Annotated in this window: 13 protein-coding genes; 10 read left to right on the top strand and 3 right to left on the bottom strand. The window is 75.8% G+C overall.

The window, feature by feature from the left end; genetic code table 11:
• The first annotated feature begins 17 nt into the window (after positions 1-17).
• The 5 genes from PP1_RS21365 to PP1_RS21345 all read left to right on the top strand — a co-directional run bounded on the left by PP1_RS21365 (position 18) and on the right by PP1_RS21345 (position 5,108).
• The gene (locus PP1_RS21365) at positions 18-959 is read left to right on the top strand and encodes a TIGR04222 domain-containing membrane protein (protein ID WP_075315227.1); all 942 of its coding nucleotides are present in this window, start codon (positions 18-20) and stop codon (positions 957-959) included.
• Between the two features lie 141 nt (positions 960-1,100).
• Positions 1,101-1,952, top strand: coding sequence for a DUF692 domain-containing protein (locus tag PP1_RS21360; protein WP_075315229.1), 852 nt, complete (start codon positions 1,101-1,103; stop codon positions 1,950-1,952).
• Entirely contained in the window at positions 1,949-2,422 is a 474-nt protein-coding gene (locus PP1_RS21355; RefSeq protein ID WP_212592122.1) for a hypothetical protein, read from the top strand. The genes PP1_RS21360 and PP1_RS21355 overlap by 4 nt, the downstream gene beginning before the upstream one ends.
• A 154-nt stretch (positions 2,423-2,576) precedes the next feature.
• The gene (locus PP1_RS21350; protein ID WP_029239951.1) at positions 2,577-4,352 is read left to right on the top strand and encodes an acetyl/propionyl/methylcrotonyl-CoA carboxylase subunit alpha; all 1,776 of its coding nucleotides are present in this window, start codon (positions 2,577-2,579) and stop codon (positions 4,350-4,352) included.
• A gap of 273 nt (positions 4,353-4,625) precedes the next feature.
• On the top strand, positions 4,626-5,108 hold the full coding sequence (locus tag PP1_RS21345) for a hypothetical protein (RefSeq protein WP_010241159.1): 483 nt from the start codon (positions 4,626-4,628) through the stop codon (positions 5,106-5,108).
• Positions 5,109-5,297: 189 nt separating this feature from the next.
• On the opposite strand, the gene PP1_RS21340 is transcribed toward PP1_RS21345, so the two are convergent.
• Complete coding sequence (locus PP1_RS21340; protein WP_010241156.1) at positions 5,298-6,701, bottom strand: NAD(P)H-quinone dehydrogenase; 1,404 nt, start codon at positions 6,699-6,701, stop codon at positions 5,298-5,300.
• Positions 6,702-6,844: 143 nt separating this feature from the next.
• Between PP1_RS21340 and PP1_RS21335 the strand changes: the two genes are divergently transcribed.
• Positions 6,845-7,303 (top strand): gamma-glutamylcyclotransferase, encoded by a 459-nt coding sequence (locus PP1_RS21335; RefSeq protein WP_010241154.1) that lies wholly within the window; start codon positions 6,845-6,847, stop codon positions 7,301-7,303.
• A gap of 78 nt (positions 7,304-7,381) precedes the next feature.
• Here PP1_RS21335 and PP1_RS21330 read toward each other — a convergent pair whose 3' ends face one another.
• A complete protein-coding gene (locus PP1_RS21330) occupies positions 7,382-8,626 on the bottom strand; it encodes an amidohydrolase (protein ID WP_060574886.1) in 1,245 nt (414 codons plus the stop codon).
• Between the two features lie 439 nt (positions 8,627-9,065).
• On the opposite strand from PP1_RS21330, the gene PP1_RS21325 reads away from it, so the two are divergent.
• The 4 genes from PP1_RS21325 (at position 9,066) to PP1_RS21310 (ending at position 13,902) form a co-directional block, all read left to right on the top strand.
• A complete protein-coding gene (locus PP1_RS21325) occupies positions 9,066-10,772 on the top strand; it encodes a serine/threonine-protein kinase (RefSeq protein WP_249266047.1) in 1,707 nt (568 codons plus the stop codon).
• A 255-nt stretch (positions 10,773-11,027) separates the two neighbouring features.
• Positions 11,028-11,822 (top strand): purine-nucleoside phosphorylase, encoded by a 795-nt coding sequence (locus tag PP1_RS21320; RefSeq protein ID WP_033198972.1) that lies wholly within the window; start codon positions 11,028-11,030, stop codon positions 11,820-11,822.
• Between the two features lie 2 nt (positions 11,823-11,824).
• Complete coding sequence (locus tag PP1_RS21315) at positions 11,825-13,447, top strand: phospho-sugar mutase (RefSeq protein ID WP_075314689.1); 1,623 nt, start codon at positions 11,825-11,827, stop codon at positions 13,445-13,447.
• Positions 13,444-13,902, top strand: a complete 459-nt coding sequence (locus tag PP1_RS21310; protein WP_010230119.1) for a flavodoxin family protein — start codon at positions 13,444-13,446, stop codon at positions 13,900-13,902. Before PP1_RS21315 ends, PP1_RS21310 begins: the two co-directional genes overlap by 4 nt.
• Position 13,903: 1 nt before the next feature.
• Here the strand turns inward: PP1_RS21310 and PP1_RS21305 are convergent, their stop codons facing one another.
• Positions 13,904-14,674 (bottom strand): SGNH/GDSL hydrolase family protein, encoded by a 771-nt coding sequence (locus PP1_RS21305; RefSeq protein ID WP_029239535.1) that lies wholly within the window; start codon positions 14,672-14,674, stop codon positions 13,904-13,906.
• Positions 14,675-14,677: the final 3 nt, after the last annotated feature.

Raw genomic sequence — 14,677 nt, 5'->3', positions numbered from 1 at the left:
CGCAGGGGGTGGTGGAGATGGGCACGAACCTCACCGACGCGACCTGGGGGATCCCGGGTCCGACGTTCCTGGTCCTCGTCCTGGTCGCCGGGTCGGCCGCCGTCGTGGCCGCGGTCCACCGGCGGCACCGGATCGCGGCGGGCGACCGCCGCGGCGGGCGCGGACTCGACACCCGCCCGGAGGACGTCGCCTACCTCAACGGCGGCCCCGATCTCGCCGTGTACGCGGCGCTGTCGGCGATGCACGTCGACGGGACCGTGATCACTTCCGGCCGCACGACCGGCCAGGTCCGGGCCGGGGGCCCGCTCACCCGGGCGGCGACCCCGCTGCAGCGCGCCATCCACCGTTCGGCACAGCGGCTGACGCCCGGCCGGGCGCTGCGCACCCACGAGCCGGTCCGCACCGAGCTGGCCCGGATCGCGCAGCGGCTGGAGACGGCCGGCCTGCTCCTCTCCCCCGCCGACCGGCGCCGGTACCGGGCCGCGGCGTGGCTGCCGGGGGCCGTCGCGCTGGTCGGGGTGGTGCGGATCGGTGCCGGGCTCGGCGCAGGCCGTCCGGTCGGCTACCTGTTCCTGACGGTCGTCGTGCTGGGTGCGGTCACGGCGGTGCTGGCCGCGCGGGTCCCGCACCGGACCGCGGCCGGGACCGCCGCACTCGGCTCCGTCCGGGTGCTGCACGAGTCGCTCTCCCCCACGATGCGCCCGGACTGGACCGCGGCCGGTGCGACCGCCGCAGCGCTGAGCGTCGGCGCGTTCGGCATGGGGGCGATGCTCGCGGCCGAGCCCGCGTTCGCCGAGGAGCTCGCCGCGCAGAAGATGGCGGCGCTCGGCGGCGGCACCGGCGGCGGGTGGTCCGGCTCCGGCGGCTCCGGTGGCTCGACCGGCTTCTCCGGCGGCGACGGCGGCAGCAGCGGTGGCGGCGGGGGCTGCGGTGGCGGCGGCGGTGGGTGCGGCGGCTGACGTGGGCGCCGCGACCGGGCACCGCCCGACGGACTGCCCCGGGGGATCGGGGTGGCCGTCCTCGCAGCTCCTCCTGTGGGGGGTGTGGAGCTGCGGGGACGGCCCGGGCCGTGCACGTCCGCGTGGTCACGGGTGGCGGCGATGAGCGGGGGCCCGAGGGGCACCGGCGCGGGCTGGCGGAGCCCGATCGCGGCCGTCCTGGACGACGTGCCGGATCTCGGGTTCCACGAGGTGATCGCCGAGTCGATCCGGCCGGACGCCGTGCCCGCGTCGCTGGTGCGGCGCGACGTCGTCGTCCACGGGGTGCGGCTGTCGCTCGGATCGCCGGAGCCCCCCGACCCGGCACGGGTCGCGCACCTCGCCGCCTGCGCGTCCGCGACCCGGGCGGTGCTGGTCAGCGAGCACGTCGCGTTCGTCCGCGGTGGTGGCCTGGAGGCCGGTCACCTGCTCCCGCTGCCGCGGACCCGGGAGGTGCTCGACGTGCTGGCCACGAACGTCGCGCGCACCCGCGCCGAGCTCGACGTGCCGCTGGCCCTCGAACCGATCGCGGCCCTCTTCGACTGGCCCGACGACGAGTTCGGCGAGGCCGAGTTCCTGCAACGCCTGCACGAGCGGACCGGCGCGCCGCTCCTGCTCGACGTGGCGAACGTGCACGTCAACGCCCGCAACCGGGGTCGCGAACCGCGGGCGGAGATGGACGCGCTGCTGGCCGGGCTCCCGCCGGGGGCGATCGCGTACTGCCACGTCGCGGGCGGCGCCGAGCACGACGGCCTGGTCCACGACACGCACACCGATCCGGTCCCGGCCGCCGTCCTCGACCTGCTGACACACGCCGTCGACCGGCTTCCGGAGCCGCCGCCGGTGATGCTGGAGCGCGACGGCCGCTACCCGCCGGCCGCCGAGCTGCGGGCGGAGCTGGCGGCGATCGCGGCGGCGGCCGGTCACCCGTCACCGTGCGGCCCGGCCGGGCGCGGGCGGGTGCGGCCGGGATGAACGCCCTGTGGAGCCCCGGCTCCGACGACCCGCGGTCACCCGGGCCGGCCCCGCCCGCCGGCTCCCTCGCCGGACGGCAGGCCGCACTCGTCGCGGCACTCGTCGCCGGCGGTCCGGACCCCGCGGGCATCCCCACCCACCTCCTCACCGCGACCCGGACGGCGCTGCTGCGGAAGCGGGCCGGTGCCGCCGCGGCCGTGTGGCCGCTCCTCACGGCCGGGATCGGCCCGGAGTGGCCACGGGTGTTCGCGGACCGGTTCGCGGGCGTGCCGCCGTACGGCGCGGAGCGCGAGGGCTGGGACCTGGCCCGCGAGCTCGACGCCGCCGGGGCGCTCGGTCCCGGTGCGTCGCGGGAGCTGGCCGACCGGGAGCACACGTTCCGCTACGACGGCCGCACCGCCCCGTCCCGCCGGTCGGCGGTGTCCCGGAGGCTCCGCCGGTGGTGGCGGGGTGGCCCGTCTCACCTCTGAACCGATCACGACCAGGTTCGGGGACCACGGACGGGTGGTGACGTTGCCATCACCACACTCCCTCCCGGGGTTTATCCGGGATCTCGCTCCTACACTCCCCGGTAACCCTGCGCCGGAGCATCGGGCCGGCGCTCGCGACCGGAGGAGTTCGACCGTGCCCGCACTGAGCAAAGTGCTCGTCGCCAACCGCGGCGAGATCGCCGTCCGTGTGATCCGGGCTGCGAAGGACGCGGGCCTGGGAAGTGTCGCCGTCTACGCGGACCCGGACCGGGACGCGATGTTCGTACGTCTCGCCGACGAGGCGTTCGCGCTGGGCGGGTCCACCGCCGCAGAGTCCTACCTCGACATCGACAAGGTCATCGGCGCCGCGAAGCAGGCCGGTGCCGACGCGATCCACCCCGGCTACGGCTTCCTGTCGGAGAACGCCGACTTCGCCCAGGCCGTGATCGACGCCGGCATCACCTGGATCGGCCCGTCCCCGCAGTCCATCCGCGATCTCGGTGACAAGGTCACCGCCCGGCACATCGCCACCCGCGCCGGCGCCCCGCTGGTGCCCGGCACCAAGGACCCCGTCTCCGGCGCCGACGAGGTGCTCGCCTTCGCCGACGAGTACGGCCTGCCGGTCGCGATCAAGGCCGCGTTCGGCGGCGGTGGCCGTGGCATGAAGGTCGCCCGCGAGCGTTCCGAGGTCGCCGAGCTGTACGAGTCCGCCGTCCGTGAGGCGACCGCCGCGTTCGGCCGTGGCGAGTGCTTCGTCGAGCGCTACCTCGACCGCCCGCGGCACGTCGAGACCCAGGTGATCGCCGACCAGCACGGCAACGTCGTCGTCGTCGGGACGCGGGACTGCTCGCTGCAGCGCCGCTTCCAGAAGCTCGTCGAGGAGGCGCCCGCGCCGTTCCTCACCGAGGAGCAGGAGAAGACGCTCTACGACGCGTCCAAGGCGATCTGCAAGGAGGCCGGCTACTACGGCGCCGGCACCGTCGAGTTCCTCGTCGGCGAGGACGGGATGATCACCTTCCTCGAGGTGAACACCCGGCTGCAGGTCGAGCACCCGGTCTCCGAGGAGACCACCGGCATCGACCTGGTCCGGCAGATGTTCCGCATCGCCGAGGGCAAGGAGCTGGAGTTCACCGAGGACCCGGCGCCGCGCGGGCACGCGATCGAGTTCCGGATCAACGGCGAGGACGCCGGCCGCAACTTCCTTCCGGCCCCCGGCACCGTCGAGCGGATCTGGTACCCGTCGGGCCCTGGCGTGCGGATGGACGCCGGTGTCGAGGACGGCTCCGTCATCGGCGGGCAGTTCGACTCGCTGCTGGCGAAGCTGATCGTGTCCGGCGCGGACCGGAAGCAGGCGCTGGAGCGGTCCCGCCGCGCGCTGGCGGAGTTCCAGGTCGAGGGCATGGCCACCGTGCTCGACTTCCACCGGCTCGTCGTCTCCGACCCGGCCTACGCCGCGGAGACCGGCGACGACTTCGCCGTGCACACCCGGTGGATCGAGACCGAGTGGGACAACACGGTCCCCCCGTTCGAGGGCGGCGCCGGAGCCGACGCCGAGACCGGCGAGCGGCAGTCCGTGGTCGTCGAGGTCGGCGGCCGGCGGCTCGAGGTCTCGCTGCCCGGTGATCTCGCCCTGGGCGGCGGCAGCGGCGGTGGCGGCCAGGCGAAGGCCGCGCCGCGCAAGCGGACCGGCAAGGGCGGCGGGACCAAGGTGTCCGGCGACGCCGTCACCGCGCCGATGCAGGGCACGATCATCAAGGTCGCCGTGGCCGACGGCGACACCGTCTCGGCGGGCGACCTGATCGTCGTCCTCGAGGCGATGAAGATGGAGAACCCGGTCACCGCCTCCAAGGACGGCACCGTGACCGGCCTCGACGCCGAGCAGGGCGCCTCGATCTCCCAGGGCACCGTGATCTGCGAGATCAAGGACTGAGCCGGCTCGACGCCCGTTGACCGGCGGCGCCGGTCCATCCCCGTTGACCGGCGGCGCCGGTCGATCTAGCGTGCTGCTGCCACGCACACCGCGCAGGTGCCCGTGGCAGCAGCACGACGACTGCACCACAACTGCACAGAGCCGACCCGTGTGCCCGATCCACGGGGCCCGGAACCACCGCCACGCGGAGTACCGCGCCGCGGATCCACTCACCACGCAGCCCGGCCGCGCCGTGAGCCGTCATCAGCTCGACCGAGACGCACAGGATCCGTCATGCCCCCCACATCGCTGTACGTGACGACACACGTCCACACCGACGGCCCGATCCCGGGCCCGCACTCCCTGCTCACCCTGGCCTCGTCCGCGTACCGCGCGGACGGTGTCCCGATCGGCACCTTCACCGCCAACCTCCGGGAACTGCCCGGGGCCACCCTGCACCCGTCCTCGCTGGAGACCTGGCGGGACCGGGCGGAGGACTGGCTCTGGACCCGGCGAGCCGCACGCCCGCCGGCCCAGGTCGCGCACGCCTACGCCGCCTGGGTGGAGTCCCTCGGCGGACGGCCGGTGTTCGTCACCGCCCCGGAGGACCCGGACCACCTGTTCTGCTACTGGTACCTGCAGCGGTTCGCAGGCCGGTGGCCGTTTGCGGGGCTCGTCCCCGCGTCCGACGGACCGGACCGGTCGTGGTCGCCGCCACCGTGCCCGCTCAGCGGGTGCCGGACGGCCGGCGACCTCCGTACCGCCCCGGCGGCCTGAGTCACCCACGGACGCACCCCCGTCCGCGCCGGTTCGCGACCGGCGCGGGCGGGGGTGTCGCCGTGTCCGGGCCGGTTCACGACGGCGGCCGGTGCGCGGGACGGGGTGCGGGGCGCCGATCTGGGACGAGACCACGCCGTGGGGCCGGGCAGAATCGCTGCCTCAGGCAGCGATTCCACCGGTGGGCGCTCAGTCCAGGTCGGAGTGCTGCATCAGCTGACGACCGGCCTCGGTGATGGACCCGGACAGCGACGGGTACACCGAGAACGTGTGCGCGAGGTCGTCCACGTTCAGTCCGTTCTGGACGGCCATCGCGATCGGCAGGATCAGCTCGCTGGCGACCGGGGCCACGACGACGCCGCCGATCACCACGCCGGACGCCGGACGGCAGAACAGCTTCACGAAGCCGCGCCGCAGTCCGCGCATCTTGGCCCGCGGGTTCGTCGACAGCGGCAGCATGACGGTCCGCGCCGGGACCTCGCCGGAGTCGATCGCGTTCTGGCTGATGCCGACGGTCGCGATCTCCGGGCGGGTGAAGACGTTCGCCGCGACGGTCCGCAGCCGGATCGGGGCGACGCCCTCGCCGAGCGCGTGCCACATCGCGATCCGGCCCTGCATCGCCGCGACCGAGGCGAGCATCAGCACGCCGGTGCAGTCACCGGCCGCGTAGACGCCGGGCTCGGACGTCCGGGAGACCTTGTCCACCGGGACGAAGCCGCCGCGGTCGGTCTCGATGCCGACCTTCTCCAGCCCCAGGTCGCCGGTGTTCGGGATCGACCCGACCGTCATCAGCGCGTGCGAGCCCTCGACGGTGCGGCCGTCGGACAGCGTGACCCGCACCCCGTCGCCGGTGTTCTCGACCTTGTCGGCGCGGGTGTTCGGCAGGATCTCCACGCCACGCTCGGCGAAGACCTCCTCGAGCACCGCGGCGGCGTCGGCGTCCTCGTGCGGCAGCACCCGGTCCCGGCTGGAGACCAGGGTGACCCGGCAGCCGAGCTCGACGTAGGCGGAGCAGAACTCGGCACCCGTCACACCGGAGCCGACGACGATCAGGTGCTCGGGCAGCTCCTCGAGGTCGTAGAGCTGGCGCCAGTCGAGGACGCGGTCGCCGTCCGGCCGGGCGGAGTCCAGCACCCGCGGGGTGGCGCCGGTCGCGACGAGCACGATGTCGGCCAGGACGGCCTCGGTCGAGCCGTCCGGGTGGGTGACGACGAGCTCGTGCGCCGCCCGGGCCTCGGCCGGCCCGCTGAACTGTGCCGTGCCGGGGACGATCCGCACACCCTCGCCCTCCAGCCGGGCGCGGATGTCGGCCGACTGGGCCAGCGCGAGCGACTTCACCCGCTCGTTGACCGCGGGCAGGTCGACGGCGGAGTTGCCGCGGTCGACGAGCACGCCCAGGTCCTCGGCGCGGTGCAGGTCCACCCGCACGGCGGCGGAGGAGATGAAGGTCTTCGACGGGACGCAGTCGTGGACGACGCACGCGCCGCCCATCCCGTCCCGCTCGACGACGGTCACGTCGCTGCCGTGCTGGGCCGCGACGAGCGCGGCCTCGTACCCGGCCGGTCCGCCGCCCATGATGACGATGCGGGTCACGGGAAGGTTCCCCCTGGAGATGTCGGTGGTGGTGGGCCGATGGCGGCCTCGCCACCGGCGTCGACGCCGCTCACAGTACGCGTGTCCGATTCTTTCGGCCGGGCGGGTCGAAGCGCCCGGACGACGGCCATTACCCTTCTCACGTGCCGCTGTATGCCGCGTACGGGTCGAACCTGGACCCCGAGCAGATGAAGGAGCGCGCCCCGCACTCGCCGATGGCCGGGACGGGGTGGCTCCAGGGCTGGCGGCTGACGTTCGGCGGTGAGGACTACACCTGGGAGGGCGCGCTCTCCACCGTGGTGGAGGAGCCGGGCTCGCAGGTCTTCGTCGTGCTCTACGACGTCCCCGAGCACGACGAGCGTCAGCTCGACCGCTGGGAGGGCGGTGAGCTCGGGATGCACAAGAAGCTGCGCCTGCGCGTCGCCACCCTCGACGGCAGCGTGCTCGCCTTCATCTACGTGCTGAACGCCTACGAGGGCGGCGAGCCGTCGGCCCGCTACCTCGGGGTGATCGCCGACGCGGCCGAGACCGCCGGCGCGCCCGACGACTACGTCAACGAGCTCCGCAGCCGGCCGAGCCGCAAGTCCTCGCCCGGCACCTGACCCGCGAACGGCCGAGCGGCCCCGCCCGGAGTGATCCGGGACCGGGCCGCTCGTCGTCGTACGGGGGGCCGTGGGGCGTCAGGACGCGTCGGCCAGTGCCGCCAGCGCGGCGTGCACCAGCACCCGGGACCCGAACGGGAGCGCCCGCTCGTCGAGGTCGAACGTCGGCTGGTGGATGTCGCGCTTCGGGCCGCTGCCCGACCACACGCCGAGCCGGGCCATCGCGCCGTGCGCGTGCTCCAGGTACCAGGCGAAATCCTCGCCGCCGGAGGACTGCTCGGTGCTCGCGTCGGCCGCGTCGCCCCCGACGGTGACCGCTGCGTCACGCAGCATCCCGGTGGAGGCCTCGTCGTTGACGACCGGCGGGACGCCGCGGACGTGGTCCAGCACGTACCCGACGCCGGTCGGGGCCAGCACCGACGCGACGAGCGCGCGCAGCGTGTCCTCGAGCTCGGTCCAGGTCGCGTGGTCGGCGGTGCGCAGCGTGCCGCGCAGCATCCCGGACTGCGGGATCGCGTTCGCCGCGTCGCCGGCGTGCACCGCGCCCCAGGTCAGGACGGTGCCCGACCGCGGGTCCACGTGCCGGGTCAGCAGCAGCGGGACCTGGGTGGCGAGCAGGCCGAGCGCCTGGACGAGGTCGGCTGTCAGGTGCGGGCGCGAGGTGTGCCCGCCCGGGGAGGTCAGGCGCACCTCGATGAGGTCGCACGCCGAGGTGATCGGGCCGACCCGGGTGCCCAGCTTCCCCACCTCCAGGCGCGGGTCGCAGTGCAGCGCGAAGATCCGCTGCACCTCCTCCATGACGCCCTGGTCGCACACGTCGAGCGCGCCGCCGGGCTGCACCTCCTCGGCCGGCTGGAACACCAGCCGCACCCGCCCGGGCAGCGACGGCGCCGAGTTCAGCGCCAGCGCGGCACCGAGCAGCATCGCGGTGTGCCCGTCGTGCCCGCAGGCGTGCATCACGCCGGGGATCTCGGACGCGAACGACACACCGCTCTGCTCCTGCAGCGGCAGCGCGTCCATGTCGGCGCGCAGCGCCACCAGCGGACCGCCGTGCCCGACGTCGCACACGACGCCGGTGCCTCCGGCCAGGGTCCGCGGCTCGAGACCGGCGCGCCGCAGCGTCTCGGACACGCGTGCGGTGGTGAGGTGCTCGCGCCGGGCGAGCTCGGGCTGGGCGTGGATCGCACGGCGCCAGCCGACGATCTCGCCCTTGTGCGCCCGCATCCACGACTCCAGCCAGGCCGGACCCGTGCCCTCACCGAGGTCGTCGACAGCGAGATCGGCGATCTCGGGGAGCTCGGTGCGGGTCTGCAGCGCAGTCACCTTGTCCTCCTCGTCAGGGAAAGTCCGGGACCGGTGCGGTGTCGACTCCGACGTCGCACCACGGCACCCGTACGAGAGAAATGGTGCTCACCCGTCCGGCGGTGTTCCAGTCGAAATCGGCCGTTCACGGCTCCGGGCGGCGAGGGGTCGGCGGGGTGCTGCCAGCGGGATCGGCAGTTCTGACGAGCGGGCGGGCGGAGGCGCGACGAGCGGCCGTTTTCGCCGTTCACCGGCGGTGCGGGGCCTCGTCGCGCGACGGCCGGTCCCCGCGTCGGCCCGGGCGCGGACGCTCGACGCGGCGACCGGCGCCCGGCCCGCGGCGCGCACCGTCCGGCGTCGTGGACCGACCGGACCAGTGACACATCGTGACCAGCGGGAACGGGCCGTGACGGCAGGTGTGGCGGCGGGCCGCTCGGCGTGCGATGGGACAATCGTCGACGTGTCCGTTTCCGAAGGCGAGGTCCAGCGCCGCCAGATAGCCGGGCGGTACCGCGTCGACGGCCCGCTCGGCAGCGGCGCGATGGGCACGGTGTGGTCCGGCTTCGACGACGTCCTGCAGCGGCGGGTCGCCCTCAAGGAGCTGAAGATCCCGGACGGGATCCCCGACGGCGAGAAGCAGGAGCTGCGCGAGCGGATCATGCGCGAGGCCCGTGCACTGGCCGGGCTCTCGCACCCCAACGTGGTCACCGTCTTCGACGTGCTCGACTCCGGCGGCGAGGAGCCGCTGGTGATCATGGAGCTGGTGCCGTCGAAGAACCTCGCGTCGGCGATCTCCGAGCTGGGCAGGCTCGACTCCGCGCAGGCCGGCGTCGTCGGGTTCGGCACCGCGGCCGCCCTGCGCGCGGCGCACCGCGCCGGGATCACCCACCGCGACGTCAAGCCCGGGAACGTCCTCATCTCGGACGACGGCCGGATCAAGCTCACCGACTTCGGCATCGCCCGCAACGAGTCCGACGCACCGATGACGTCGGCCGGCCTCGTGCTCGGCTCGCCCGCCTACATCGCACCGGAGGTCGCCGCCGGTCAGCCGGTCACGCCGGCCGCCGACCTGTGGGGCCTCGGCGCGACCCTGTACGCCGCCGTCGAGGGCCGCCCGCCCTACGACGTGGACGGCGACCCGGTCAAGACGATCACCGAGGTCGTCGACGGCCCGGTGCCCGTCCCGACGATGACCGGGCCGATCGCCGAGGTCATCAGCGGTCTCATGGTCAAGGAGCCGGCCGGCCGGATGCCGCTCGACGAGGTCCGCGCCCGGCTGCGGCCGCTGCTCGCCGACCCCGACGACCCGATCTTCCCCGGGTCGCCGGACGTCCCGACGATCATGGCGAGGGTCCCGGCGCCGACCACGCCGTCCGGCCCGCAGGTCCAGCGGCCGCCCCGCGGCGTGACCCCCACCGGGACCGGCACGTACCCGCGTGGCGGGGCGCCGCTCGCCGAGCCGGCCCCGGCCCCTCCGCCGCCGCCCGTCGCGGCCCCCGAACCGCCGCGCCCCGCGCCCGCGCGACCGGCTCCGTCGGCCCCGGCGCGCGCCCGCGCCGCCGGTACCCGGGCCCCGTCGGGGCGGCCCGGCGGTGTCGCCGGGGTGCTCGGCGGGATCCCGCTGGTGCTCGGTGGCGCGCTGCTGGTGCTGCTGGGAGCGCTGGGCGGGTTCACCGGCGTCCGTACCCTGGCCGGCCAGGAGGCGCTGAGCACGATCACCGTCGCGACCGAGCGCACGCCGCGGGTCGCGCACCCGGACCCGCTGGGCTTCACCGTGGCCGTCCCGCAGGACTGGACGCAGTACCGGTCCCCCGCCGGCGACGGCTCCGCCGTGGTGCGGTTCGTCAGCCCGGACGGCCGGCAGGAGCTGTCGGTCCGCGCGGCGGCGGCGGCGGCCGCGGTGACCGACGCCCTCACCCCGGAGGCGCTCGGCGTCGACACCGTCGACGCGACACCCGCCACCCAGGAGCCCGACGGCAGCAGCGAGGTCACGCTCACCACGACCAGTGGTCCTGCGGAGCGCAGCACGCTGCTGCGGATCGTCCCGGGCCGCACCCCCGACGGCGTATGGGTCCTGCAGCTGACGTCCCCCGCCGGACAGGCCGAGTCCGCCGCCTCCGGCCTGTTCGCCGCGATCGCCGCCGGTTTCCGGACGACGTCGAGCTGACCCGAGGCCCGGACCCGCTCCGACCGCCCCACGCACCCCGTAGCCGCCCGCGGCACCCCACGCGCAGGGTGCGCCGACCCGCAACGGGGTGCGGCGACCCGGCACGCGGTGCCGGGCCCCCCGGGGACGCCGCGCACCCCCTCGCCGCCTGCGGCACCCCCACGCGCAGGGTGCGGCGGCCTGGCACGGGGTGCGGCGGCCCGGCGCGGGGTGCGGCGGGAGATCGCCGCCGCGGGGCGGATCTAGGCTGGCCGCATGTCCGCTCCCGTGACGCTCGCCCAGAAGGCCGCCGCCGAGCTCGCCCGTCGCACCGGGTCCGGTTCCCACGACGTCGCGGTCGTGCTCGGCTCCGGCTGGCGCCCCGCCGCCGACGTCCTGGGCCCCGCCGACGCCGAGGTGCCGATGTCGGAGCTGCCCGGGTTCGTGCCGCCGTCCGCGGTCGGACACGGCGGCACCGTCCGGTCCCTGACCGTGGGCGGGACGAAGGTCCTGGTCCTGCTCGGCCGCACCCACCTCTACGAGGGCCACGGCGCCGATCCGGTCGTGCACGGCGTCCGCACCGCGGCCGCCGCCGGGGTGGGCACGGTCGTCCTCACCAACGCCGCGGGCGGGATCACCGACGGGCTGTCCGTCGGGCAGCCGGTGCTGATCTCCGACCACCTGAACCTCCTGGCCCGCTCCCCGCTGGAGGGCGCGCACTTCGTCGACCTCACCGACGCGTACTCGCCGCGGCTGCGCGCCGCCGCCCGCGCGCTGGACCCGTCGTTGGTCGAGGGCGTCTACGCGGGGCTCCCGGGCCCGCACTTCGAGACGCCCGCGGAGATCCGGATGCTGCGCACCCTCGGCGCCGACCTGGTCGGCATGTCGACGGTGATGGAGACGATCGCCGCCCGTGCCGAGGGGTGCGAGGTCGCCGGGATCTCGCTGGTCACGAACCTCGCGGCGGGGCTGTCCGGGCAGCCGCTGGACCACCAGGAGGTCCTCGACGCCGGGCAGGCCGCCGCGACCCGGATGGGCTCGCTGCTCCGCGACCTGATCGGCCGGATCTGACCGTGCCCGCCCCCGAGCTGCGCGACGCCGCGCTGCGCTGGATCGCCGACGACCCGGACCCCGCCACCCGCGCCGAGCTGCAGCGGGTCCTCGCGACGGCGCTGGCGGGCGGTCCGCCCGCCGTCGAGGCCGACGCCGAGCTCGCCGGGCGGATGTCCGGGCCGCTGCGGTTCGGCACGGCGGGCCTGCGCGGCCCGGTGCGGGCGGGCCCGTCCGGGATGAACGTCGCCGTGGTGACCCGGGCGACGGCGGGGCTGGCGTCCTGGCTCGCCGCGCGCGACGGCGGACCGGGCGGCCGGGTCGTCGTCGGGCGGGACGCGCGGCACGGGTCCGCCGCGTTCGCCGAGGCCACCGCGCGGGTGCTCGCCGGGGCCGGGTTCACCCCGGTCGTCCTGGACGGGCCGGTGCCGACGCCGGTCGTCGCGTTCGCCGTCCGGCACCTGGGGGCGGCGGCGGGCATCGCGGTGACCGCCTCGCACAACCCGCCCGCCGACAACGGCTACAAGGTCTACCTCGCCGACGGGGCGCAGCTCGTCCCGCCGGACGACGCCGGCATCGAGGCCGCGATCGACGCCGCCCCGGCCGCCGTGTCGGTGCCGCTCGGCACCGCACCCGCGCCGCTGGACGTCACCGAGGCCTACCTGGACCGGGTCGCGACGCTCCCGCGGACGCCGCGGGGCCCGGCACCGCGGATCGCGCTGACCCCGATGCACGGCGTCGGGGGCGCCCTCGCGACGGCCGCGCTGGCCCGCACCGGCGTCCACGACGTCCGCGTGGTGGCGAGCCAGGCGCGGCCCGACCCCGACTTCCCGACCGTCGCGTTCCCCAACCCGGAGGAGCCCGGCGCGACCGACGCGCTGCTGGAGCTGGCCGCGTCGTCGGGGGCCGGTCTCGCGGTCGCCCTGGACCCGGACGCCGACCGGTGCGCGATCGGCGTCCCGACCGGTGACGGGTGGCGGATGCTCTCCGGCGACGAGACCGGCGTCCTGCTCGGCGACCACCTGCTGCGCACCGGCACGTACTCCGATCCGCTGGTCGCGACGACCGTGGTGTCGTCGTCGATGCTGGGCCGGGTCGCCGCCGCCCGCGGGGCCCGTTTCGCCGAGACGCTGACCGGGTTCAAGTGGATCGTCCGCGGCGGCGACGGCCTCGTCTTCGGTTACGAGGAGGCCATCGGGCTGTGCGTCGACCCCGGCGGGGTGCGGGACAAGGACGGGATCTCCGCCGCCGTCGTCGCCGCGGACCTCGTGCGCGGGCTGGCGGCCGACGGGTCGTCGGTGCCGGAACGGCTCGACGAGCTGGCTGCCGAGTTCGGGGTGCACCTCACCGAGGGGATCTCGCTGCGGATGGACCCCGCCGTCCGGGACGCGGCGGTGCGGCGGCTGCGGGACGCCCCGCCCGCCGGGTGGGATGCCGACCGGCCGGCCCCGGACGTGCTGCGGCTGCGGCGCGACGGCGTCCGCGTGGTGATCCGCCCGTCCGGGACCGAGCCGAAGCTCAAGGCGTACCTGGAGGTCGTCGGCGAGCCGGTCGGTGACGTCGCGCTGGTGCCGGGGTCGCGGGAGCGGGCCGCCGGGCGGCTCGCCGCGCTGCGGGCCGAGGTCGCGGGGATGCTGGGGCCGTGACGACGCTGCTGATCGTGCACCACACGCCGTCCCCCGCGACCGCCGAGCTGCTGGCCGAGGTGACGGCCGGTGCCGCCGACCCGGAGATCACCGGGGTGGAGACCGTCGCCCGCGCCGCGCTCGCCGCGACCGCGTCGGACCTGCTGGCCGCCGACGCGGTGCTGCTCGGCACCCCGGCCAACATCGGCTACATGTCCGGGGCGCTGAAGCACTTCCTCGACCAGGTCTACTACGTCTGCGGCGAGGACACCCGGGGCCTGCCCTACGGCCTGTGGGTGCACGGCGGGTCGGACACCTCGGGGGCCACCCGGTCGGTGACGGCGATCGCCGAGGGCATGGGCTGGAGCGCGGCCACCGCCCCGGTCGAGGTCACCGGGGCGCCGGACCGGGCCGCCCGGGAGGCCTGCCGCGAGCTGGGGGCGGTGCTCGCCGCGACCGTCATGCCCGACGGCTGAGCTACCCGGCGGCGCGGCGGCGGTCGGGCGGGCGTTCCAGCCACGCCTCGATCCGCTCGGCCCACGCCTCGGAGATCTCCCGGTAGGCGGCCTGCCCGGCGTGCAGGCCGTCGGCGGTGCGGGTGGCCGGGAACAGGCCCGAGACGTCCAGGTACTCCACCGAGTGACCGGCCGCCCGGTGCTTCGCCGCGACGCCGGGCAGCCGCCGTCCGAGCTCGGCACGCTGCGCGCGCTGCTTCGTCAGCGGCGCCCACACCCCCGCCATGATCACGTGGGTGCGGGGTGCCGCGGCGAAGATCCGGTCCAGCATCCGGTCGAGCGTCGTCGCGGTGTCCCGGGCCGACACACCGTTCAGCAGGTCGTTCGTGCCCGCGTGCAGCAGGACGACGTCCGGCTCGGCGGCCAGCACCCACCCGCCGGTCATGGGGAGCATCCGGGCGGCGGTCCAGCCGGACCGGCCCTCGTGGTCGCCGTCGGGCAGTGCGTCCGGGCCGCCGTTCCGGGAGCCGACGAAGTCGAGCCGGACACCGCGTGCCGTGAGCCGCTCCCACAGCGGCAGCCGGTACCCGGCGGTGGCCGTGCTGCCGACCCCGACCGTCGACGACGCCCCGAGCGGCATCACCTTGAGGGTCCCCGGCGCCGAGGCCGCCGGGACGTCGATCTCCTCCGGCCGGTCCGCCGCGGGCAGCACCGAGACGGTGCCGGCGACGGCGAGGACCACCGCGGCGGAGAGGAGACGCCGGACCCAGCGGCGCCCCGGACGGCGGGGCACGGG

It is taken from the genome of Pseudonocardia sp. P1 (genome assembly GCF_000178675.2).
Classification (GTDB): domain Bacteria; phylum Actinomycetota; class Actinomycetes; order Mycobacteriales; family Pseudonocardiaceae; genus Pseudonocardia.
The sequence above is the reverse complement of the archived record's forward strand: the minus strand, read 5'-3'. Positions and strand labels throughout refer to the sequence as shown.

Excerpts from the sequence above, each read along its gene's own strand:
- PP1_RS21320 (WP_033198972.1), top strand. The coding sequence starts at position 11,028 with ATGTCCGCTCCCGTGACGCTCGCCCAGAAGGCCGCCGCCGAGCTCGCC.
- PP1_RS21365 (WP_075315227.1), top strand. The coding sequence starts at position 18 with ATGGGCACGAACCTCACCGACGCGACCTGGGGGATCCCGGGTCCGACG.
- PP1_RS21345 (WP_010241159.1), top strand. The coding sequence starts at position 4,626 with ATGCCCCCCACATCGCTGTACGTGACGACACACGTCCACACCGACGGC.
- PP1_RS21360 (WP_075315229.1), top strand. The coding sequence starts at position 1,101 with ATGAGCGGGGGCCCGAGGGGCACCGGCGCGGGCTGGCGGAGCCCGATC.
- PP1_RS21355 (WP_212592122.1), top strand. The coding sequence starts at position 1,949 with ATGAACGCCCTGTGGAGCCCCGGCTCCGACGACCCGCGGTCACCCGGG.